This is a genomic window from Streptococcus mitis (genome assembly GCF_000960005.1).
In the GTDB taxonomy this organism is placed as follows: Bacteria; Bacillota; Bacilli; order Lactobacillales; family Streptococcaceae; genus Streptococcus; species Streptococcus mitis_CK.
Genome location: NZ_JYGP01000001.1, coordinates 81,556 through 102,868, shown reverse-complemented (window position 1 = coordinate 102,868; position 21,313 = coordinate 81,556). Strand labels below are relative to the sequence as shown.

The following is a 21,313-nucleotide window of genomic DNA, read 5'->3' as shown; positions in this document are numbered from 1 at the left end:
GGTTGTTATTTTAGCCTTTTATATATCCGAACGTGAAAGGCTACTATGCAGAAGGAAACTATCATTCACAACAATCGAAAAGTCATTAAAACTACCAAGAGTAACGGGACTGTTAGCTATACGCAACGTGGTGTATATATTGGTGTAGATGTTAAGACTGGTAAAAAGGTTACATCATCAATAACAGCTAAAACGTTACGGAGTCTTGATAGAAAAATTATTCAAGCTCGGATAGAGTTCGAAGAGAAGGGATCAACTATAAAAGAAACCTTGTTGGTTAGTAATTTTAAAGAGTTGGCTGAAGCTTGGTTTGTGAGTTTTGTGACCTGGGTTACTTCTCAGAATACTATCAACCGTGTTCGAAGTTATCTTGATACCTATCTGATTCCTAAGTTTGGAGAATATAAGCCTGAAGAAATAAAATCTGCAGATATTCAGATTTGGGTTAATAAACTAGCCCAACAATCTAAGGAGTCTGTTGAATCTGGCGTGAAGAAATCCAAGAAGGGCCACGCAAAAGATTTCGGTGCAGTTATTTATAAACTAAGTGATATTTTCGATTACGGGATTACGAATTTTGAACTTTCTCATAATCCTGCTCGAACTGTAAAAATCCCTCCAAAACCCAAAATGGTTAAAGAGAGAATTATGGTATTACACGGAAAGGATTTAGCTACTTGGTTGAACTATCTTAATACTCTTCCTGATACACGGGCTAACCGAAGATTTAAGGTTATCTGTGACACGTTACTAGCTTCTGCGCTTCGAATCAATGAGCTTCTTGCTTTATCAATTCATGATCTTGATTTTGATTCTAATGAAATCATCGTAAATAAGACTCTGATGTGGAAAGCTGGAAATAAAAAACTAGGAATTAAGGGAGAGGTGATTTGTAAACATAGTGCTAAAACTGACTCTGGTAACAGAAGAGTGGCTGTTCCAAGACAAGTTTTAAAAAACTTAAAAGCATTTCATGCTGAGATGAGTAATTATTTTGTGAGTCATGATTTACCACCTGTGGATTTAATTTTCCCGACAATTTACGGGAACTATATGTGTGACAGAAATGAACGTGCAACGCTTAAAAAGCGTTTGACTGAGTTGGGACTACCAAACTATGGTTTTCACCTTTTCCGTCATACACATGCTTCTTTAATGCTGAATGCTGGTGCGAACTGGAAAGAGCTCCAGATAAGAATGGGGCATAAGTCGATTAAAACGACGATGGATACCTATGCTGAATTGGCACCAAAAAAGAAGGCAGAAGCAGTGGATATCTACCTCAAAGAAATTGCAAAATTGACAGCATAGCAAAATGACTACATTTATGACTACATTTTCTATAGAACAATCTAAAAACGTTGATATAACGGCGTTTAAAGGGTGCTGAAATAACATTAACAACCTTTACAGAAGTTAAGTAATTTAACACAGTAAAAGCCTATGAAATCAACATTTCAAAGGCTTTTTATTTTAATTTTAGCAAAATAACTGAATTTTAACTGATTAAATATTCCATAATGATATATGAATAATAAAAAACGGATAGCTTCTAGCCTTGATTAAAGTTTAAATTTGGTATCAGAACAGCTCCGTATGCCCCTTCAGAAAACATACCAACATATAATCTAAACTTCTCTATCATTGGTGTAATAAGTGCTTGTTGAAATTCATCATCCTGCGAAATATCTTCTGGTAAATCTGAAGCTAAGACAGAATATATGGCATCAATGTCAGCAATAACTCGATACTGACTATCTGGGTATGAAATTTCCATCTTTATCAGAATAAGTTGGTTCTCTTGTCCTTCCTCTCTGTCAGGAAAATTTAAATTAATCGAAGCTCTTCCATCTTCTTCAACTTCTCCAGTGTTATGAGTATTAAATTCAAATTTACTAAATGTTATTCTTCTTATCTCAATATTTTTTGTCTTCATTTTAACCTCCAATAGACCATGAAACTACTTTATTATCTTGGAATCTATTATTAGTAATATTCTGCTCTTTATAAGGTTGTATTTTTTCAGATTGATTTTTTATAATGATTGTTTGGTGAATATGTTGCTCTGGTGCAGAAACCTTTTCAGCAATGGTTTGACTAAGTTTTTTAGTCATATCTTTAAATTGCTCTGTTAGCTGTTCAACAGCATTTTGAGTTTGTTTGAATAACCCGTCATTAATCAATTGTACTATAGTTTGATTTAAGCTGACTCCTTCAATTTCAGAGCGTTCTTTAACATCTCTATGTAAGGTTTTCGGTAATCTTAGCGTTATTTTTCCACTATACTCTTCCAGAGAGTTCTCAAAAGGTTCTTTAATTTTTCTCCCCCACTCAAGATTGGCCTCAATCCAGTCTGCTTTAGCTAATTCAATCTCATCATAAACTTCTCCTAAAGATTCACCATAAACGATTAATCCTGGTAACTCTTTAATAGAGGCAGTAAACAATAATTCACCCTCGTCATAAATTTTTTCAATTAAAATCGGATAGTTCAATCCAAGATAATATTCTTTATCTTTCATCACTTAAACCCTCCTCCAATTCTATCACTTTCTCAATCATTTTTATAACTTTCTTCACATAAACTGGCTTTATCGGCTTATGTCGCGGTATTGGATAGCTTTCTTCCAATAAAGCATGAGAGGTTATTGAATGATTGGTTCCTTGCTTCCACATAAAACCATATTTTTTACACAGAGATTCTAAGCGTTCAGGGGTAACAGATTTTGGGTTATCTTTTATTTTTTGCAACTCTTTTTCCTTGCCCATGATGTACCTCATTTACAGCGACACTATATATGGTGTCACAATGATTATATCCCAAAAATTCGCTAATTTCAAGGATTTCTTTTAATTTTAATAAAATATCTGAATTTCATAAGATAATTAAAAAATTATTTCAGCCAAATCTATCATAGCTTGTTCAATCTTATCTTTTCCCTTTTGCATGACATGAAGGTAGATTTTTTCTATCTCTCTACTATCTTCTGAATGTCCTACAAATTCTCGAATAACGTTTAGGCTTACATTCTTATCAGCCATAACTGAAACAAAACTATGTCGGAACATATGTGGAACTATGTGAACAGGCCTACCAAAATCGACTAGGTCGTCAATATCCTTATAGGGTTTCCCACTTTTCTTATTATACTTTGCAGACTGACTAGTTCCTCCTCTTAAAAACATTGAAATTTCTGTATGATACAATGGACTCCCCTGCTGATTCTTCCCCTTTATGTATACAGAAGTTAAGTAAGCATTCAATACGAATCAATACAGAAGAAAAACGCTGATTTTGTACTGACCCCAAAAAGTTAGACAATTATTTTATCCAAAGGATTTAGTTCTGTATTGTACAGGGCTAAGTCCTTTTAGTTTTACCTTAATTCGTTTATTGTTGTAGTAATCAATATAGTCTACAATAGCTTGTTCCAATTGATTAAGTGATTTAAAGGTTTTCTCATAGCCATAAAACATTTCGGATTTTAAAATGCCAAAGAAGGACTCCATCATACCATTGTCTGGGCTGTTACCCTTACGTGACATGGATGCTTGAATTCCCTTACTCTCTAGAAACTGATGATAAGAATCGTGTTGGTATTGCCAGCCTTGGTCACTATGAAGAACAGTATTCTCGTAGTAATTCTCTGTGAAGGCCTGTTTTAACATGCTCTTCACTTGTTCTAAGTTGGGTGAAGTAGAAAGATGATAAGCGATGATTTCGCTGTTGAAACCATCTAAAACGGGCGATAAATAGAGTTTCTGCGTGCTATTTGGAATGGCAAACTCTGTCACATCTGTGTAGCACTTTTCCATTGTTTTAGAGCCTTCAAATTGACGTTGAATGAGATTCTCTGTCTTTTTGCCAACATCTCCTTTATGAGAAGAATATTTTCGTTTCTGTCGCATTTTAGCTTGTAAATTGAGTACTTTCATCAAGCGTTGAACTCTTTTATGATTTACCAGATAACCACGATTTCTTAGTTCTAAATGAATCCGACGATAACCATAATTTCCCTTATGTTCGATAAAAATGGATTGAATTTCAGCTCTAAGCTCTTGGTCCTTATCTAGTTTATCTAGCTGTTTCAAGTGATAGTAGTAGGTCGAACGAGCTAGTTTAATGGCTTTTAGAAGAATATCTAACGAAAACTCAGTCATTAATTCTTGAACAATTTCTGTCTTTCTTCTTTCTCTTTTTTCTCCTTCAACCGGAGTTCTCTCAACTTTTTTAGGATGGCATTCTCCGCTCTCAGGTACTCATTTTCTGCTTGAAGACGTTCTAATTCTGTCCTCTCTTCAGGTCTCTTTTTTGGCTTACGTCCCATTTTAGGTACTCTCCCTCTTGTTTTCTCAACAATAGTATACCCGTTTTTCTTGTATTGTGCTAGCCAATTAAGAAGTATCGTACGACTTGGGAGGCCGTATTCAAGAGAAACTCTATCTTTAGTCCAGCCTTCATGTAAGACTTTATGAATCATTTCTTGTTTTAAATCAGGAGAATAGTAACGATTTTTTCCTTTTTTGACGAACTCTATTCCGTAACGATCAATCAATTTAATCATGTACCTAATATTAGAATTGTTTATCCCAAATTTATTTGAAAGCTTCTCCAAACTATATCCTTTTTTTCTAAGTCCATAGATTTGAACTTTATCATCATAAGTTAATTTCATAATAAAAACACCCCAAAAGTTAGATTTTTTCTGTCTAACTTTTGGGGTGCAGTTCAATATTATGCGTTTTATTGTAGAAAGATTTACTTCATTTTCTCCTGAAATTGAGTTTTTCCCAGCATCCTTGTGTATTATTCTTGTACTTCTTTCTGAGCAGCCTTGCCTTGGTCTAGAAGGGCTTGGACGATTTTCTCATCGCGTAGTTTAACAGAATCGTTGATCATTTCTGCGGACTTGACGATGGTTGTTTCTAGTTGGGCACGTTTCTGGCGTCCCAATTCAATAGCTGCGACGATACCTTGGTTTTGAGCGACCAGACTTTCAGCCAGTTTGGTAACAGATTCGACAGCGACTGTCGGGCTTTGTGCAATTCTTTCCATCTGCGGAATCACTTCCTTGCTGGTTTCAGCTAGCATCTGAAGAGCAGCATTATTAGCATTGACAATGGCATCTGCCACGACACCTGATTTCATTGATTGTTGCAAAATACCCAGTTGGGCAATAGAAAGCTTCATTGTCGGAATCGTATTACGACGAAGCATGCCCAATTTTTGGCGCATATCAGATGACACCTTCACAAGATTGCGCATCTGAGGTGTTGTTGCCCAGGCAACATAGAGACGGCTGACATACTCAGTGTGCTGTTGTTCGAGGGTATTGACCACTTCAGCCATGCGGGCCAATTCTTGAGACTTAGTCTGGTATTCTACCGTACTTGTATCTAGTTGGTCAGCTTGGACCTTCAGTTCGGCAGCGCGATTACCAGCTTCTGTCTGGCTGGCTTCGATAAAGGAAATTACTCCCACTAAATTTTCAATGGATTTGGTATTGTCCTCAATCAACATCTCAGCAGAGACAATATTTCGAGCTAGCACATCTTCTTGCTTAACCACTGCGGCAGCCATACCATCGAGCTTTTGCTCCACTGTTTTTGAATCAAAGTAAAATTCCTGTAGGGTATTCTTGCTCTTGTTAAACAATCGTTGCAAAAAGTTTGGCTTTTCTTCTAACTCAGCAATTTCAGCATTCTTGTATTTGACTACAAAGCCTTGCAACTCACGGTTGGTATTTTTGAGTAGATCATCCACTTGGGGAATCTGTAGTTTCTTTTGTTCTGACAAGATACGATTGACCGTATTATTCACACCTTCGACAGCAGATTGTCCAAAATCCAAAAGAGCATTTTGATTGGTGACAAACTGGTCTACCAACTGGGGCACGTGCGCTTTGATTCCTTCTTGCTGCTCAGGGCTCAACTTTTCAAGGAAGGTCAAGGTCTTGTCTGAGCCAGTATTGGTCTCGATGATTTGGGTTGTTTTATCCACATTAGCTACCGTATTATTGGCAATCTGGTCAATATCGAAATTAAATTCTGTCATGGTTACTCCTTTGTTTCTAACCTATTCTTTACGATCTTTTTCTAGAATACGCAGACTGATATCAAAATCACGCATATCTGTTTCATTGAGTTCTCTCAAGACTTGGTCCAGCTCAAGATCAAATTGTTCGATAGCTGCTTTAGCTTGCTCTAAACGTTCTTCTGCTCGATTATAGTTTTTAGGATTGGCCTTAATCTTTAAATAGCCTTCTAAAATCGTTTTGAATTTCTCCATCTTCAAACTATGAATGGCCGTCAATTCTTCCTTATCCCCCTCGGCAGAGGTAGCAATCTTGTCTAAAATAGCCTGATGGTCAATAGCAATATTGGCCAAGGTCTGGGACAATTCTGGAGCTAATTCCTCTGGCTCCGCATTCTCAAGATCTACCTGACTTTCCCTATCCAAACGTTCTAGCTGAACATCGATAGTTGCCCGCACTGTACGAACCTTTTTGTCAATACGGTTGTAGACATCATCATCAATATAGGACTTGAGACGATCCGCCTCCTGATGGATTTCCCGCAGTTCGATCAATACTTGATTGGCCAGACTCTTATAGGATTCTGAGCCTTTTTCTACCAATACTCCCTCTAACTGCTGAATATCTTTGTCTGCTTGACGAATACGAGCTTTTAAAAGCTCAATCCGATCGTCTAGAGAGGCATCCTGCAAAAGAGGATAGCGCCAACGTTTATAGAGACGATAACCACCATAGCCTAGCAGTACACAAGCCGCAAGCGGAAGAGCATATTGAACCAAAAGGCCCAATAAGAACAAGAAGCCCCAAAAATAGAGACAACCTTTCCAAAAACCATTACCCGATTTCATAAACATTCCTTATTTTCAATTTATAAGTCTATTTTAGCACAAAAGACAAAAATGAGGGCGGAAATCCCCTAAAAAAGAGTTGATTTCTTTGCTGTAGAATGGAACTTAGTAGCGCGTGTGCTAATGTCAGTGAAGCTGACTCAAACCACAAACACACTCTGAGGAATATCAAAACAAAAGCTTGAAATATCAGAGGGGTTGTGTTAGAATGAAAGCATAAAGGGAAAATAATGCTTCTAGCATATATAACTAAAAAGCCCCACCGTGCCACCGATGGGGTTTTTTACTACCCTCTAAAAGGGTTAACCATTACTTCTTACGTTTCTTAAGCCATAACTTGAAAAGCTCAGATAACACGTTAATAAGTAACAGAGCTAGAAACACTGTGAGTAAAGTTTCTAACATATGTAACACCTCCCTTCCTTGAATTGAGGGAGCCAAAACATTATATTATACCAGATTTATATCATCAACATCGCTTAATTCTTGGAATAGATAGACTTAGATACACAAATAACCTTACTAACAAATCTCTAAGCAAACCCAGAAATCAACGTTTTAAGACAAAGCAAAAAGCCCTAGATTCGTTTCTAAGGGCTGATCGATTTGCAAGGATAGGCAGGACTGTCGGAGCTCCTGCATTTCTCGACCCACTATAAGTGGCGCGTTGGTGACAGATTCTCAACCTCTATCCTTCATGTCTTCATTATATCACTTTTTTCTCAACTTTCAATCTGTGCATCTGAATTTATTGTCTATCTTTTTCTCTAGTGTCCTTCAACCATATTGCACTTCCACCTCACTCATGATTTCCAGCAAAGTTTTCCCGTTAATCTGTAAAGAAATTAACTCATCAAAAGATGACACTTTAAATTTATTATCTCCAAGTACGACGACAATGTCATAAACAGAATTAGGAAAAATACCACATACTTGACCCTTATAATCAAAAGAAGCGTCCCAACCATTGTCATACAATGCTCGTAAATCATCAAATATTGCCATAATATATCTTGATTCTCCTATATAAGATATTCCACAACTTATACAAAACCATACGAAAATTTATCCGGCAACTCTTTTCCTAACTTAATACTTTTAGTCAAAGTATCTTTGACAAATGAAGTAAATTGCCCTAAATCATCTCCAACATAGCTATATTCCAAAGTAATTTTATCGATAGTTGCAATACCTTTACAACCTCCACTCACAATAGAATACTGCCTTTTAGAGACTCCATCTTCTATTTTGTACATCGTAATAATTTGTTTATCAATCTTTATCATTTTATATTTATTGTAAAATAAGGCACTGGAACTATTCTTGACTCTCAAAAATATAATTGCAACAAGGTATCAAAATCGTCTTTGAAAACATTTTGACTATTTTGCTTTATTTGCTCAATGATTTTATCCTTTTTATCTCTGTCCAAAGGGAGTGTTTCAAACGCTTCTTCTTTTACTAAAAATTCACCATTTTCTCCCTGGAATTCTTTTGTAATTTTTCTAATATAGCTCTCGAAATCGATAGATTGAAGCTCTTCGTCGTTTATGTTATCTTCAATCGCATCTAGTAACAAACTAATTGAAATTTTAATCATCTTTAAATACTTCCCTATGCGTAAATACCGCCACTTTATTCATCAAGTCGTCCTCTGTGTAGTCAATTGTAAAAGTATCTAAACTAAAGATAGATTTAGGTGGAGTTGAATGAATCATAGGGACACTACGTACCCTATACTCTTTTTCTCCAATTCTAACAAACTGATTGATTTTCAAATCTGAAAAATCAGGATTCTCAACAGTAATAGAAACAAGACGATGCGCTATTTTATAAACATCAATTATCTTATTTTTCATGTTTAACTTATCCATAATTATTATTTCAATACTTGCGTTCTAGGGAATCAAAACCAATTTTAGATTTATTTAATACTATCAAATAAATCTAAAATAGATTGGAGAGTGCTTTCTTAAACAATAAAGAAGGTTTATCTTGGTCTGGATAAACTTGGTCAACCCACTCATCAATTTGATTATAAAAAATCAATAACTCTTTGCTTTGTGGTATCATCAAATCTAAAACGAAATCTCCTTTACTTTAAATTCATTATAAACTTTCCTATCCTAATATTCAATCAACAAGAGATTATTACGATAGCTTTTTAGCTTCTTTTCTACTTCGCCAGTGGTCAAGCTGCTACTCCTTTATGATATAATTAGTTTAAAGAGAAGTGAGGTAGAAATGATAGTGTCGCTACGCAACTTCATAGTATGAGATGACGGGACAGGCACACCGTCCACTACTCTTGAGCGCTTAGATTTTTCTAAGTGCTTTTTTGCATTTTCTCGGTGTTCGCTCTTGGTTCAAGTCCATTCCCCATACTATTTGGTAAGGAATTAAGAGACATTTTTATCTCTCCTATCTCCTTGTCATTCTGCGAGCAACTAAGGCAAGTTATTACTTTGCTTATCTGCTTATCATTTTGTAAGCAACAAAACCAAAAGAACAGACTTTTAAACTTCTCTTATTCCCTCAATACCCAAACAATAAAACACTATCAACTCGTTTAAACACACGTTTCAAACATGCTGGTGTTCCTGATATTAGTTTCCACGATTTTAGACACACACGCTAGTCTTTTGCTAAACTCTGGAATACTCTATAAAAAATTACAACACCGTCTAGGTCATTCTACATTAGCTATGACTATGGACACTTACAGTCATCTCTCCAAAGAAAAAGCAAAAACAGCCGTCTCATTTTATGAGAAAGCTGTTAGTTCTTTGTGAAGGGGGACAAACCCAGAAATCAAGCTTTTAAGACAAAGCAAAAAGCCCACTGTTGTAGGCTTTCTGTAAAATATATCTTAAAATTAAAGCATTTTGTTGTAGAATTCAACGACAAGTGCTTCGTTGATTTCTGGGTTGATTTCGTCGCGTTCTGGCAAGCGAGTCAATGAACCTTCCAATTTTTCAGCGTCGAATGATACGAATGCTGGACGTCCAAGAGTAGCTTCTACTGCTTCAAGGATTGCTGGAACTTTCAATGATTTTTCACGAACTGAGATCACTTGACCTGGAGTTACGCGGTATGATGGGATATCAACGCGTTTTCCGTCAACAAGAATGTGACCGTGGTTTACGAATTGACGAGCTTGACGACGAGTAGTCGCAAGACCAAGACGGTAAACAACGTTATCCAAACGACGTTCCAAAAGAAGCATGAAGTTGAAACCTAGGATTCCGCCTTTGATTTTTGTAGCTTGTACGAACAAGTTACGGAATTGTTTTTCACCTACACCGTAAGTGAAACGAAGTTTTTGTTTTTCAGCCAATTGCAAACCGTATTCTGACAATTTAGAACGGTTGTTTGGTCCGTGTTGTCCTGGTACGTAGTTACGACGTGCCAATTCTTTACCTGTACCTGTAAGTGAAAGGCCAAGGCGACGAGCTTGTTTCCAAGATGGTCCTGTATAACGTGACATGTGAATGTCCTCCTGATATAAATAATATTTCGGTGGAAATAGTCACTTAGAAAGCCCTGATTCGTGCAGATGCCCTTCGCCTAAACAGCCAAGGTTACTTATCATAAGACACCTGTTGACGAGCTTCATGCTTTCCTGCTGATATTTCGCACAAAATCCATTCTACCATGAATGGCTGGATTTGTAAAGGGGTTTTAAGCTTTATTTTCATTGCCAGAAAGGTTTAGAACGAGGGTAAAGGTGCTTCCTAGACCGTACTGGCTGCTGACTGTAATTTCTCCACCCAATTGATGGGCCAATTCACGCGCAATAGCAAGTCCTAAGCCATGACCACCTGTTTTCATGTTACGCGAAGTTTCTACACGATAAAGTCGTTTGAAAATATTCTCCAAATCCTCTGGGGCAATTCCCTGTCCCTCATCGGTCACACTGATTGAAAGCTGGTTATTTTCCAGCTTAGCTACCACTTCCAACTTGGTCCCTGGAGCTGAGTATTTAAAAGCGTTATTGACCAGATTCACCAAGATACGAGAAAGTTTAGCATAATCTCCCTCAATCCGGGCAGACTCTGGGATTACCTGCAAATGGACATCTCGTTCCTCCTGCTCAATCAAGAACTGAAATTCACTCATGCACTCAATCAAGAGCTGGTCCAGAAAAATGCTGTCTTTGCTGGTCGTTTCGACCTGATTTCTAACTGTGTTTAGAGTCAAAAAATTCAACTCCTCAACCAGTTTATTGAGTCTTTCAGTCTGGCGTCCAATGGTTGCTAGATAATGGTCCTGTTCTCCTTCCTTGATAACCCCATCCAAAATCCCTTCTACCGTCGCTTGGATTGACGTGATAGGGGTCTTGATATCATGCGAAAGTTGAGCAATCATCAAGCCCTTTTCTCGTTCGCTTTCTTCCAAGGAATCAAAGGTGGCCTGCAAATCATGGGACATTTCATTGAAAGCTTGGCCTAATTGTTGAAATTCTACAGGGCCTTGAACCTCCAGATTTGATGGAAAGTCCTTATCCGCTACCCGCTTGGCATGTTCCTTGAGTTTGCCCAATGAAGTAAAGACCGGCGATAGGAGAAAGAGACTAATCCCAGCACCGATAAAACTAGCCACGAGAGTCATACCCACTAGGAAATAAATTTCTCTTTCTTCAATTAACATTCGCTGGATGGCCCAAAAAACCACGATAATCGTTAGGAGTGTTGAAATGATATACCCCACTAAAATATAACTTTTTAATTTCATTGACTACCTCGTGCTTTCTCAATTTTGTAGCCCAAGCCCCAGACGGTTTTGATGGTCGGTGTTTCTGCACTAGCATGTTTAGCCAACTCCTGTCGAAGAGCATGAATATGAACATTCAAGGTATTGGTGTCATCCACATAGTCTTCTTGCCAGACCTTTTCATAGAGGTCTGTCTTAGAAAAAACTCGCTCTGGATTGCTGGCTAAAAGCCATAGAAGTTCGAAGGATTTGACTGTCAAATCAAGCGCCACATCTCCAACTTGGACCTCATGACTACCGTGATTCATCCGTAAATCCCCGAGATTGACGACCTCTGTCTCACCTCCACGATGAAGGCGACGTAAGATATTATGGACACGCAAAACCAGCTCACGTGGGCTAAAGGGCTTGGCAATAAAGTCATCTGCCCCTAAGCTCAGGCCATAAATCTTGTCCTGCTCGCTGGTCTTAGCCGTAATAAAGAGAAAAGACTGATCCGGAGACTGATACTGAACTTCGCTAATCAAATCATAACCATCCATCCGAGGCATCATGATATCTGTAATAATCAAATCAATCTGTTTTCGCTTGAAGATTTCCAAGGCCTCTACTCCATCATGAGCCACCAAAACCTGATACCCTGCCTGAACCAGATAGCGTTGATGAATATCTGTGATTTCTACCTCGTCGTCAACGAGTAAAATTGTCTTTCCCATCTGTCTCTCCTTTGAAAAAAACAGTGCTATACCACAATAGTATAACACTATTTTAATCCCTTTACGAACATTCTAAACGATATCTGGATTTTTCATATCCTAGATAGAAAGTCTGTAGCTAGACTAGTCATTTTCTTCTTTTTTAGCTTTCAAACCGAGTCCACCTAGCAGGCCGGCCAAGGCTAATCCAAAGAATCCAATAGTAGCCATTGATGTTTGGGCTTCACCAGTATATGGAAGCATGTCTTTTTGGTCTTTCATTTGATCAGGCATCATTGGAGTTGACTCCTTGTTAGTAGATGCTATCTTGCCTTCATCAGACGCTTTGCTTGAGGCTGCTGGAGCTTGATCTTGTTTCATGCTTGGTGTTGCCATTGGCTGGCTAGCATTCATGGTTTTGTCCTGCTCTTTGTTAGGCATCATCTTATCCTGACTAGCAGCTGGCATTTTAGATTTCATATCATCTTGATTGACACTAGGCATTTGAGCGTTCATCTTAGACGCATCTTGATGACTATTCATCATTGGAGCCGGCATAGCTGAACCATTAGAAGATGGGACGAAACCTGACTGCATCGGAATCAGAGACTGATGTCCATTCAAGTTCACTGTCAAATCCTTAGTCGCTACGAGATTGCTCAAATCGGCCTTGCCGTCTTTCGCACCGTACACTTTGATGGTAGCTTTATAACTTTGAGTGCCGTTTTGTTTCAATAGGTCAAGAAGCTCTTTATCAGATTTACCTTGGGTACCAGCCAAATCCACTTCATAGAAGTAGAGACCTTTGCCCAATTTCTCTACTGGTGGAAGAGCGGGATTTTTAGCTGAACCGTTGTCTGACCATGGAGCCTTGTCGGATGCTTTCAAGATAAGACGAGTTAACATACCGTCACCGGCGAAGAATTCGTATGGAATGACTTGGTTGACACCAGCTGTGAATGGACCAGGGAAGTTGGCTTTGTCCAAGTATGTAGCTGGAACATCTACTGTGTCTTTGGTATTGTCAGCCACGCCCTTTTGCACTTCAGCTGGGGTAGTTAAGCCGTTCAAGTTGACATCCAAATCTTTTGTTGCTACGAGATTACTCAAATCAGCCTTGCCGTCTTTCGCACCGTACACTTTGATGGTAGCTTTATAACTTTGAGTGCCGTTTTGTTTCAATAGGTCAAGAAGCTCTTTATTTGATTTACCTTGGGCACCAGCCAAATCTACTTCATAGAAGTAAAGGCCTTTGCCCAATTTTTCTACTGGTGGAAGAGCGGGATTTTTAGCTGAACCATTGTCTGACCATGGAGCCTTGTCTGAAGCCTTCAAAATCAGACGAGTCAACATACCGTCACCAGCGAAGAATTCGTATGGAATGACTTGGTTGACACCGGCTGTGAATGGACCAGGGAAGTTCGCTTTGTCCAAGTAAGATGCCGGAACATCCACTGTATCTTTAGTGTTGTCGGCCACACCTTTTTGCACTTCAGCTGGGGTGGTTGCTGGTTGCGCTTCATTTGCTTCACGGTCTTGTCCAGAAACTGTAGGCGCAGGATTTGTCGCAGGTTTAAGCGCATCTTCTGTTTCTTTCTTAGATTCTGGTTTTGCTTGCACTTCTTCTTTTGGCGCTACCACTTGGTCTTTATCAGCTACATTCACTTTTTCTGGCGAGCTTGTAGCATCCAAGCTTGCTTTAGGTGTTGAGTCTACCTGTTCTGAAGGAAGAGCTGTATCGACTGCTTCTTTGAGAAGTTCTGCTGGTAAGTCACTCTTTTCACTCACCGAAGCCGCGTCTGGCACAACTTGAGCAGGGGTTGGATTGACCACATCGGCACGTACAGAACTTGGCTGACCAACTAGGACAAAAAAGCCACTGGCTACAACAACTGAGGCAACACCGACACTAAGACGGCGAATAGACCAACGAGTATATCTTTGATTTGGATTGAATTTCATAGGATTCTCCTTAGAGTTTTTCTTTATTTGATGACTCTAGTATAATCTCCTAAAATTAAAAAGGATTAAGAAAAAGTTAAAATTTTTCTTAAATCCCTCTTATAAAATACTTATATTAATTAAATCCATAAACAGACTTGGTGATTTGATAGACAACATTGGAAAGTTTGCGAGCTGGCAAGACTGAATGTTTGGTCAAACGGCTGAGCATGGTCTTGCGAATGGCCTGAAAGACCTCTGGATTTTCCTGCTGAATATAGGTCCACAGCTCCCGTTTTTTTGCCAGATGCTCTGCTGTGCCTGCTCGGTTGAGCAAGGCACTGGAAATCACCGTCGTGATTTCAATATGATTCAGCAGATACTCTCGCATTTTGGGGTGGCTTACTTTAGATAAATCAAGCTGGTCTACCAAGAGTCGATTGACCTTGAGTTGCTGGTCAATGCGCTTAATCATCACTTGCTCATTGACTGACTGGTCCTCACGCCCAATCAAATAACGATAGAAATCGACAGGCAGATAGTACATGGTCTTGACCTGCTGAAGGGGGGTAAAGACAAAGAGATTATCGACATAAAAAGTATGCTCAGGCAGTTGGAACTGACTCGCTCTCAACAAATCTGTCCGGTAAATCAGCGAGTGCATCATGATATACTGGCCTTTTGAGAAATTTCCGACCTGATCCCATCCAAAAATCTGTTGGACAGGCAAGACTGACTCATAACTCATACTCTTCTTACGAGACTGACCTTCCTTTTCATAGACAAAATTGGTCACAAAGGCATCAACTTCCTGCCCCTCACTCCCTAGTTCCTGCAAGGTTTCAAGAATTTTTAAATAGGCACGAGGATCTACCCAGTCATCACTATCAACTACTTTAAAATAGCGTCCAGAAGCCTCCGCTAAGCCGCGATTGACGGCACCGCCATGGCCTTTATTTTCCTGATAGATGGCTCTAACGATGTTAGGATACTTGCTGGCTAAACGCTCAGCGATTTCCTGAGTCTGGTCCTGAGACCCATCATTGATAATCAAAATCTCAACTTGCTCACCACCAATCACTAGCGACTCCACACAGTAATGAAGATAGGCTGCGGCATTATAGCTAGGAATGGCGATAGACAATAACTTCATAATCTACTCCTTTAGGGGACTGATTTTTTCTTATACTCAATGAAAATCAAAGAGCAAACTAGGAAACTAGCCGCAGGTTGCTCAAAGCACTGCTTTGAGGTTGCAGATAGAACTGACGAAGTCAGTAACATATATACGGCAAGGCGACGTTGACGTGGTTTGAAGAGATTTTCGAAGAGTATTACTCTCTCTTGTCACTTCTTTCTATTCTACCATAAAGTCCAGATTTTGAAGAACTTTTACTGGAATACAAGGTGTTCTCCCAATTTCCTATCTTGAACATTAAAAAAGAGGGAATTTCCCTCCTTAGGAATTTAACTCTGCTAAGTCATCTAGATACTGGTTGTTAATAACCGCCAAGATATAGGCATCTGCCTTCAAGAGGTCATTAGGGCCAAATTGGACATCCAGTGGTGAATTTTCTTGTTCACGGAATCCTAGGACATTGAGGTTGTATTTGCCACGTAGATCCAGCTGGCTCAGACTTTGACCTGCCCAAACACTCGGAATTTTCATCTCCACGATAGACACATTTTTATCCAGCTGAAAGACATCAACATTGTTATGAAAGAGAATGGTCTGCGCTAGAGACTGCCCCATTTCATACTCAGGTGAAATCACCGAGTCAGCACCGATTTTTTCTAGCACCTTCTTGGCTGTCTGGCTTTTGACCTTGGCAATAACCCTTGGTACCCCTAGACTCTTACAATGCATAACTGCAAGCACACTCGATTCCAGATTTTCCCCTGTTGCCACTACAACCGTATCACAGGTATCAATTCCTGCAGTTCTGAGGAGGTCCTCATCTGTGATATCGCCCACAACTCCACGCGCCAAAACTGGCTCAAATTGATTGATACGCTCGGCGTGGTCGTCAATGGCAATAATATTCATATTTTGCTTGGCTAGGGCCGTCAGGACACTACTCCCGAAAATCCCCAAACCTAAAATTCCAATCGTACGATCTGACATCATTCTTCCTTTCTTATCCAATACTAATATCTGCTTTCATATACTGAATCAAATCTTTCTTATCAGGCTGGTAGTCAGCTAGACTAACCAGCAAGGTCAAGGGACCGATACGGCCAATAAACATGAGCACCATGACAATGCTAAGAGCTAGCTTGCCCAATTCTGGTGTCAGATTTGCCGTCACCCCAACTGTCGCAAGGGCTGAAATGGTCTCAAACATGAGGTAGATAAATCGCGGTGTTCCTTCTGCCGTAATTCCCAACAACATCAAGCCCAACAAGAAGGTCATCAAAAAGATAATGAAGACACTAAAGGATTTTTGGACTGTTCGAGCCTCAATGGTTCTCTGCGCAACATTGGCATGAGGCAAGCCCAGCAATTCACTACGCGCAAAGACCAACAAGACAAAGAAAGTCGTAATCTTGAGCCCCCCAGCCGTCCCTCCAGGCGCTCCACCCAGAAACATCTGTAGGATATAGATAAACAAGGTCACAGGTCGAGCTTGAGTATAGTCAATAGAAGCAAAACCGGCCGTTCTCATGCTGACGGTTTGGAAAAAGCTGACCAGCACTTTCTCTGGCACACTGAGATTGCCAATGGTTCCTGGATTGTGCCACTCCGTAAAGAGTGTGGATACTGTCCCAAACAGCAAAATCCCTGCGGTCAAGAATAGGACCAGCTTGGTGTGGAAACGCAGACGGCGTTTTTTCTTCTTGTCAAACTGGGTTGCCAAGTCAAACCAGACCATAAAGCCAAGACCACCTGTGATAATCAAGCCAGCAATGACCAGATTGATCAAGGGATCCGTCTGAAAAGCCACTAAACTGCTACTGCCGAAATTATCAAAACCAGCATTACAAAAGGCTGAAATAGCTAAAAAGATAGAGGTAAAAATGCCTCGTCCCCAGCCAAACTCAGGAATAAAACGGAAACTTAGCAGGAAGGCACCCAAGCCCTCCACCAGAAAAGTCGTCAAAAAGATGGACCGCATAAAGGCCTTCAGCGACCGAGTCTCCCCGTAACTAAAACTCTCCTGAATGGTTTCACGACTGCGAAGACTGAGTTTTTGCTTCCCCTGAATATAAAAGACCCCGATAAAAGTCATGAGCCCCAGACCACCAATCTGTATCAAGAGCATACAAATCAACTGCCCCCAGACATTATAGGTCGTAGCCACTGGTTGCGTAAAAAGGCCAGTCACACAGACCATGGACACCGTCGTAAAGAGATGGTCAAAATAAGTGGCCTGAGAACCATTTGCCTGAACAAAAGGCAAGCTCAAAAGAAGAGAGCCTATAAAAATAACTCCAGCGAAACTTAAAAAAATGCGACGAGCAGGTGAAAGTCCGCCAAAGACCCTTTCAAGTTTTTTCACAAATAATTTGAATAACATACATCCATTGTACCATAAAAAGAAGGAGAGTAGCTAGATCTGAGAGGCAATCTCAAGGCAGAGTTCCAATGCCTTCTCGAAAGCTTCTGAACCCCAGTCACGACTATCGTACTGGTCCAAGTCTGCTAAGGAATCAGCTGTGAACAACAATTCACCCCAGAGAACCCCACGCAGTTGGGCTACTGCCGCAAGTGCAGAACACTCCATCTCCACAACAGCACAGCCTTCTTCCTTGCGATAAGCCACCTTTTCAGCCGTTTCTCGGTAAAACCCATCTGTCGTCCAGGTCATGACTTCTTCATAAGGAATCCCTCTGGCCTCCAAAACTTGCTCAATGGCAGCAATAGCCTCTGGCTGCATTTCCATATAACGAGAAGCTGCCGCATAGTGATAACTAGCTCCTTCATCTCGCAGAGCACGAACAGGGACTAGAAAGGCATTTTCTTCTATATCAGTCAGCACACCACAGGTTCCAGTGGAAATAATCTGCTCCACACCATATCCAATCAACCAATCCATAAACTGGGCTGCTGGAGCTGAACCAACAGGAGCCTGAGCCAGACAAATTCCCTCGCCCTTGTAGTTAACGACATAGACTGGATAGGTCTTGGTGGCAGAAACAAATTCGCCGACACAGTCCGCCCCTACTTCCCTCGCATAGCGGTCAATCTCCTCACCTAAAAAAGCATAGACACACTTCTTTGGTAAGTGCAAGTCCAGCCCCTCGTGATTGGGCATGATGACCGCCTGAGGATTGTCATCAAACTCTAAAATAGGAATCGCATGTTTCTGAATCATAACCCACCTCCTCTGATTTTGTACTATTGTATCAAAAGCTGACAAAGTGTCAAGGAGTTGTCCTCAGCAATCCAGAAAGCTCCTCTTCCATACACTTGAGAAATCGTTGCACCGCTGGAGAAGTCGGTTTCTGTTTTGGCAAAGCGATTGAGGACTTATGAAGAATACAAAATCCAACAACAAAAAAGACATGAATCTGAAATAAGCAGAACATGTCTTTTTTAGCTTGTTTGAAAGTCAAGTAAATAAATCTTAGCTCTTCTAGAACTCCCTTATTTCCACAAACCACCTAAAATCTGTTTTTCTAATAAGTCTAGGTCCTCTTCCTTTATTTCTCCGTTGTCGCTAACGATATAAAGTTGAGCGAAGTAAGCCAACAATGGACCAACACAAATACGAACCATTTGAGGAATCGTTAACTCTGGATTTACACGTGGATCTGCTAGCAATTCTTTATGAAGCACTCGAAGTTTATCTTGAATAGCATTCCAGATAAAAATCTGTTCATTTTTTAGTTTCTTATTTGAAAAACTCTCCTGCAGAATGATTTTCATCAAAGCACGATTTTTTTTGAGATAGCTCATACGATCGTGGACGAGATAACGAACCCTCTCTTCTGTCGTTTCAAAAGCTAAGAGTTCCTCAACAAAACTACCGAAAATGCCTGGGACTACAGGATGTAAAATAGCCGTCAGTAGATCATCCTTCGTCTTAAAATACTTAAACAAAGTTGCCTGGCTTAGTCCAGCACGCTCAGCTATGTGAAGAGTTGAGGTCCCATGGTAACTCCTAGTTGATATGAGATCCACTGCTGCCTGCATGATTTTTTTCTTTCCTTGAGGGTAATTCGCTTCTTCTAAGTAATCTTCAAACGATTCAAAAACAGTCTTATCCATCTAATCTTCACACCTTTTTAGCATTATTTATGTTGATTTCTAAACTTTACGATAACGACGCAATCCAACAATATTGAGAATTGTTAAAATGATCAAGAAAATCATTAAAACACCAAGATTTGGCAAAATATCACCAAGATTGTGTCCGTAAAGAATAATCTGGCTTATTGCATCACCAGAATAGGTTAATGGCAAAAATTTCCCCACAGTTGGAGCCCATGCTCCCATGGATGACAATGGAATAATCCCTGAGAAAAAGAGTTGAGGCATAATCACGAGAGGAATAAATTGCATCATTTGGAATTCTGATTTTGCTAGAGTAGACAAGAGAATTCCAAAAGCTAGTGCTACAATAGCCAGTACCACATTAACTATTATAACATTTAAAATATTTCCTACAACTTCTACATCTAGTAGCCAAATTGCTGCTAAGACGACAACTGCCGTTTGAAAAATCGCAATAATACCGTAAGACAACATATAGCCATAGACAATTTCAGAACGTTTCACTGGGGTTGCTAACAAGCGATCCAAGGTTCCACTTGTGCGCTCTTTCAAAAGTGCCATACCAGAAATCAAAAAGACAAAGAAGAAGACCACAAAGCCAATTAAAATTGGAATCATACGTGCAAAGAATCCAGTATTTTTATCTCCATATTGGTAAGATTCTTTGATTTCAGGCGCCTTTGCATCTAATTTCAATTGTGGAAGAGCTTGTTTGATACGAGATAGTAACTGATCGGTGCCTTCACTGGCGATACTTGTTCGTAACACTTGTCGTATCATAGATGTCTTGGAGGCATCTGTATTTGCGTAGTCGACCTGATACTCACCGTCTTTATAAGAAATCACAGCATCGACTTTTTCATTTGCTAGCGCTTCTTTGGCCTGATCTAAGTCTTGATAAGTCTCGATGTCCACATGATCAAGCTCATCCATTTTCGTCACCAAACTAGTTGGAAGATCTTGTGCCGCTAGTTTAATATTCACTGTTGTGCTAGCTGAAAACATAAGGTTCATCAACCACATGATAAAAACTGGGGCTACAAACATCATGGCAAGGGTTCGTTTGTCACGAAGCAATTCTTTGATAACTTTTTTAGCAATAGCAATGGTTCTCATCTTACTCTCCTTCTGCTTTCAAAAATACTTCTTCAATACTTGAAACTTGATAACTTTCTTTTAAGTGTTGCGGTGTATCAAAAGCAATGATTTTTCCACCTAATAATAAGCCGACCTTATCCGTTAACTCTGCTTCATCCATAACATGGGTAGTAACTAATATCCCAACCCCATTGTCTCTAAGCGCGAATAATTCTTTCCAGATTTTCTTCCGAAGAGAAGGGTCGATTCCAACTGTCGGTTCGTCCAAAATCAAGAGCTGAGGATTCCCCAGAAGCGCGATGGCTAAAGACAAGCGTCGCTTCATTCCTCCAGAATAACCGGATACCGTTTTATTCAAATGCTCTGTCAGATCCACAACTTGAGCCACATGGGCAATTTCAGCTGTCAGATCTCTTTTGGATAGCCCTTTTAGCTGACCAAAAAATTCCAGATTTTCTTGACCTGACAAAGCCTCATATAAGGCATCTGACTGGGCCATATAACCAATATCTCCTAAAATATGACGATTGGGCATAGTATGATCCAATACCAAAGCAACCCCTCCGTCAGCTTTTTCCATCCCTAACATAGTCTTAATCATAGTCGATTTACCAGCACCAGACGGACCTATTAAGCCTATAATTTCTCCCGGCTGCAATTCAAAGCTGACATGATTCAAAACCATTTGACGACAAAAAGACTTATCCAAATCTTGTAAATGTAGCAATTTTTTCATATGCTTCCTCCTAGGTGAGTGTTTACTCA

General features: G+C 39.7%; 23 protein-coding genes and 1 pseudogene. 2 read left to right on the top strand and 22 right to left on the bottom strand.

Translation table 11 applies throughout. From position 1 onward, the window contains the following. Positions 1–45: 45 nt before the first annotated feature. Complete coding sequence (locus TZ90_RS00525; protein WP_045610884.1) at positions 46–1,311, top strand: tyrosine-type recombinase/integrase; 1,266 nt, start codon at positions 46–48, stop codon at positions 1,309–1,311. 241 nt (positions 1,312–1,552) lie between these two features. Here the strand turns inward: TZ90_RS00525 and TZ90_RS00520 are convergent, their stop codons facing one another. The 11 genes from TZ90_RS00520 to TZ90_RS00465 all read right to left on the bottom strand — a co-directional run bounded on the left by TZ90_RS00520 (position 1,553) and on the right by TZ90_RS00465 (position 8,742). Continuing rightward, entirely contained in the window at positions 1,553–1,936 is a 384-nt protein-coding gene (locus tag TZ90_RS00520; RefSeq protein WP_045610883.1) for a hypothetical protein, read from the bottom strand. A gap of 1 nt (position 1,937) precedes the next feature. Then, the gene (locus tag TZ90_RS00515; RefSeq protein ID WP_235285489.1) at positions 1,938–2,522 is read right to left on the bottom strand and encodes a toxin-antitoxin system HicB family antitoxin; all 585 of its coding nucleotides are present in this window, start codon (positions 2,520–2,522) and stop codon (positions 1,938–1,940) included. Then, positions 2,512–2,769 carry a hypothetical protein gene (locus TZ90_RS00510; protein ID WP_045610880.1) on the bottom strand — a complete coding sequence of 86 codons (258 nt, stop codon included), beginning with the start codon at positions 2,767–2,769 and terminating at the stop codon, positions 2,512–2,514. The genes TZ90_RS00515 and TZ90_RS00510 overlap by 11 nt, the downstream gene beginning before the upstream one ends. Positions 2,770–2,886: 117 nt before the next feature. Beyond that, positions 2,887–3,207 carry a tyrosine-type recombinase/integrase gene (locus TZ90_RS00505; protein ID WP_080890693.1) on the bottom strand — a complete coding sequence of 107 codons (321 nt, stop codon included), beginning with the start codon at positions 3,205–3,207 and terminating at the stop codon, positions 2,887–2,889. 120 nt (positions 3,208–3,327) lie between these two features. Beyond that, positions 3,328–4,676, bottom strand: a protein-coding gene (locus TZ90_RS09760) for an IS3 family transposase (protein WP_152620179.1) whose coding sequence is annotated in 2 segments (ribosomal slippage) — positions 3,328–4,235 and positions 4,235–4,676 — 1,350 coding nt in all. Because the reading frame shifts where the segments join, the coding sequence is not laid out codon by codon here. Positions 4,677–4,807: 131 nt separating this feature from the next. After that, on the bottom strand, positions 4,808–6,055 hold the full coding sequence (locus TZ90_RS00490; RefSeq protein ID WP_045610872.1) for a toxic anion resistance protein: 1,248 nt from the start codon (positions 6,053–6,055) through the stop codon (positions 4,808–4,810). Between the two features lie 21 nt (positions 6,056–6,076). Further along, positions 6,077–6,883, bottom strand: a complete 807-nt coding sequence (locus tag TZ90_RS00485) for a coiled-coil domain-containing protein (RefSeq protein WP_000834991.1) — start codon at positions 6,881–6,883, stop codon at positions 6,077–6,079. Between the two features lie 777 nt (positions 6,884–7,660). Continuing rightward, a complete protein-coding gene (locus tag TZ90_RS00480) occupies positions 7,661–7,888 on the bottom strand; it encodes a hypothetical protein (RefSeq protein WP_000963920.1) in 228 nt (75 codons plus the stop codon). Positions 7,889–7,926: 38 nt separating this feature from the next. Continuing rightward, on the bottom strand, positions 7,927–8,169 hold the full coding sequence (locus tag TZ90_RS00475; RefSeq protein WP_000590033.1) for a hypothetical protein: 243 nt from the start codon (positions 8,167–8,169) through the stop codon (positions 7,927–7,929). 44 nt (positions 8,170–8,213) lie between these two features. Beyond that, entirely contained in the window at positions 8,214–8,483 is a 270-nt protein-coding gene (locus TZ90_RS00470) for a hypothetical protein (protein ID WP_000590877.1), read from the bottom strand. Continuing rightward, positions 8,476–8,742: a hypothetical protein gene (locus TZ90_RS00465; RefSeq protein ID WP_200893268.1), complete on the bottom strand. Its 267-nt coding sequence runs from the start codon at positions 8,740–8,742 to the stop codon at positions 8,476–8,478. Before TZ90_RS00465 ends, TZ90_RS00470 begins: the two co-directional genes overlap by 8 nt. A 677-nt stretch (positions 8,743–9,419) precedes the next feature. On the opposite strand from TZ90_RS00465, the pseudogene TZ90_RS10450 reads away from it, so the two are divergent. Further along, a pseudogene (locus TZ90_RS10450) lies at positions 9,420–9,675 on the top strand (tyrosine-type recombinase/integrase); the annotation flags it as partial. Positions 9,676–9,758: 83 nt separating this feature from the next. On the opposite strand, the gene rpsD reads toward TZ90_RS10450, so the two are convergent. The 11 genes from rpsD to TZ90_RS00395 all read right to left on the bottom strand — a co-directional run bounded on the left by rpsD (position 9,759) and on the right by TZ90_RS00395 (position 21,284). Further along, positions 9,759–10,370 (bottom strand): 30S ribosomal protein S4, encoded by a 612-nt coding sequence (gene rpsD, locus TZ90_RS00455; protein WP_000092756.1) that lies wholly within the window; start codon positions 10,368–10,370, stop codon positions 9,759–9,761. A gap of 194 nt (positions 10,371–10,564) precedes the next feature. Next, a complete protein-coding gene (locus tag TZ90_RS00450; protein WP_023947545.1) occupies positions 10,565–11,617 on the bottom strand; it encodes a sensor histidine kinase in 1,053 nt (350 codons plus the stop codon). Further along, positions 11,614–12,312, bottom strand: a complete 699-nt coding sequence (locus TZ90_RS00445) for a response regulator transcription factor (RefSeq protein ID WP_023947543.1) — start codon at positions 12,310–12,312, stop codon at positions 11,614–11,616. The genes TZ90_RS00450 and TZ90_RS00445 overlap by 4 nt, the downstream gene beginning before the upstream one ends. 123 nt (positions 12,313–12,435) lie before the next feature. Continuing rightward, positions 12,436–14,253 carry an SSURE domain-containing protein gene (locus TZ90_RS00440; protein ID WP_045610869.1) on the bottom strand — a complete coding sequence of 606 codons (1,818 nt, stop codon included), beginning with the start codon at positions 14,251–14,253 and terminating at the stop codon, positions 12,436–12,438. Positions 14,254–14,368: 115 nt separating this feature from the next. Beyond that, positions 14,369–15,385, bottom strand: coding sequence for a glycosyltransferase family 2 protein (locus TZ90_RS00435; protein ID WP_045610868.1), 1,017 nt, complete (start codon positions 15,383–15,385; stop codon positions 14,369–14,371). Between the two features lie 306 nt (positions 15,386–15,691). Next, positions 15,692–16,357 carry a potassium channel family protein gene (locus TZ90_RS00425; protein WP_045610864.1) on the bottom strand — a complete coding sequence of 222 codons (666 nt, stop codon included), beginning with the start codon at positions 16,355–16,357 and terminating at the stop codon, positions 15,692–15,694. Between the two features lie 13 nt (positions 16,358–16,370). Continuing rightward, positions 16,371–17,750: a TrkH family potassium uptake protein gene (locus TZ90_RS00420; protein ID WP_045610862.1), complete on the bottom strand. Its 1,380-nt coding sequence runs from the start codon at positions 17,748–17,750 to the stop codon at positions 16,371–16,373. Positions 17,751–17,783: 33 nt separating this feature from the next. After that, positions 17,784–18,548: a nucleoside phosphorylase gene (locus TZ90_RS00415; protein ID WP_045610861.1), complete on the bottom strand. Its 765-nt coding sequence runs from the start codon at positions 18,546–18,548 to the stop codon at positions 17,784–17,786. A 272-nt stretch (positions 18,549–18,820) separates the two neighbouring features. Next, a complete protein-coding gene (locus tag TZ90_RS00405; RefSeq protein WP_000361928.1) occupies positions 18,821–19,444 on the bottom strand; it encodes a TetR/AcrR family transcriptional regulator in 624 nt (207 codons plus the stop codon). Positions 19,445–19,483: 39 nt separating this feature from the next. Further along, positions 19,484–20,566 carry an ABC transporter permease gene (locus TZ90_RS00400; protein ID WP_045610857.1) on the bottom strand — a complete coding sequence of 361 codons (1,083 nt, stop codon included), beginning with the start codon at positions 20,564–20,566 and terminating at the stop codon, positions 19,484–19,486. 1 nt (position 20,567) lies between these two features. Further along, positions 20,568–21,284, bottom strand: coding sequence for an ABC transporter ATP-binding protein (locus TZ90_RS00395; RefSeq protein ID WP_000734674.1), 717 nt, complete (start codon positions 21,282–21,284; stop codon positions 20,568–20,570). Positions 21,285–21,313: the final 29 nt, after the last annotated feature.

Excerpts from the sequence above, each read along its gene's own strand:
- TZ90_RS00525 (WP_045610884.1), top strand. The coding sequence starts at position 46 with ATGCAGAAGGAAACTATCATTCACAACAATCGAAAAGTCATTAAAACT.
- TZ90_RS00520 (WP_045610883.1), bottom strand. The coding sequence starts at position 1,936 with ATGAAGACAAAAAATATTGAGATAAGAAGAATAACATTTAGTAAATTT.
- TZ90_RS00515 (WP_235285489.1), bottom strand. The coding sequence starts at position 2,522 with ATGAAAGATAAAGAATATTATCTTGGATTGAACTATCCGATTTTAATT.
- TZ90_RS00510 (WP_045610880.1), bottom strand. The coding sequence starts at position 2,769 with ATGGGCAAGGAAAAAGAGTTGCAAAAAATAAAAGATAACCCAAAATCT.
- TZ90_RS00490 (WP_045610872.1), bottom strand. The coding sequence starts at position 6,055 with ATGACAGAATTTAATTTCGATATTGACCAGATTGCCAATAATACGGTA.
- TZ90_RS00485 (WP_000834991.1), bottom strand. The coding sequence starts at position 6,883 with ATGAAATCGGGTAATGGTTTTTGGAAAGGTTGTCTCTATTTTTGGGGC.
- TZ90_RS00480 (WP_000963920.1), bottom strand. The coding sequence starts at position 7,888 with ATGGCAATATTTGATGATTTACGAGCATTGTATGACAATGGTTGGGAC.
- TZ90_RS00475 (WP_000590033.1), bottom strand. The coding sequence starts at position 8,169 with ATGATAAAGATTGATAAACAAATTATTACGATGTACAAAATAGAAGAT.
- TZ90_RS00470 (WP_000590877.1), bottom strand. The coding sequence starts at position 8,483 with ATGATTAAAATTTCAATTAGTTTGTTACTAGATGCGATTGAAGATAAC.
- TZ90_RS00465 (WP_200893268.1), bottom strand. The coding sequence starts at position 8,742 with ATGAAAAATAAGATAATTGATGTTTATAAAATAGCGCATCGTCTTGTT.
- rpsD (WP_000092756.1), bottom strand. The coding sequence starts at position 10,370 with ATGTCACGTTATACAGGACCATCTTGGAAACAAGCTCGTCGCCTTGGC.
- TZ90_RS00450 (WP_023947545.1), bottom strand. The coding sequence starts at position 11,617 with ATGAAATTAAAAAGTTATATTTTAGTGGGGTATATCATTTCAACACTC.
- TZ90_RS00445 (WP_023947543.1), bottom strand. The coding sequence starts at position 12,312 with ATGGGAAAGACAATTTTACTCGTTGACGACGAGGTAGAAATCACAGAT.
- TZ90_RS00440 (WP_045610869.1), bottom strand. The coding sequence starts at position 14,253 with ATGAAATTCAATCCAAATCAAAGATATACTCGTTGGTCTATTCGCCGT.
- TZ90_RS00435 (WP_045610868.1), bottom strand. The coding sequence starts at position 15,385 with ATGAAGTTATTGTCTATCGCCATTCCTAGCTATAATGCCGCAGCCTAT.
- TZ90_RS00425 (WP_045610864.1), bottom strand. The coding sequence starts at position 16,357 with ATGTCAGATCGTACGATTGGAATTTTAGGTTTGGGGATTTTCGGGAGT.
- TZ90_RS00420 (WP_045610862.1), bottom strand. The coding sequence starts at position 17,750 with ATGTTATTCAAATTATTTGTGAAAAAACTTGAAAGGGTCTTTGGCGGA.
- TZ90_RS00415 (WP_045610861.1), bottom strand. The coding sequence starts at position 18,548 with ATGATTCAGAAACATGCGATTCCTATTTTAGAGTTTGATGACAATCCT.
- TZ90_RS00405 (WP_000361928.1), bottom strand. The coding sequence starts at position 19,444 with ATGGATAAGACTGTTTTTGAATCGTTTGAAGATTACTTAGAAGAAGCG.
- TZ90_RS00400 (WP_045610857.1), bottom strand. The coding sequence starts at position 20,566 with ATGAGAACCATTGCTATTGCTAAAAAAGTTATCAAAGAATTGCTTCGT.
- TZ90_RS00395 (WP_000734674.1), bottom strand. The coding sequence starts at position 21,284 with ATGAAAAAATTGCTACATTTACAAGATTTGGATAAGTCTTTTTGTCGT.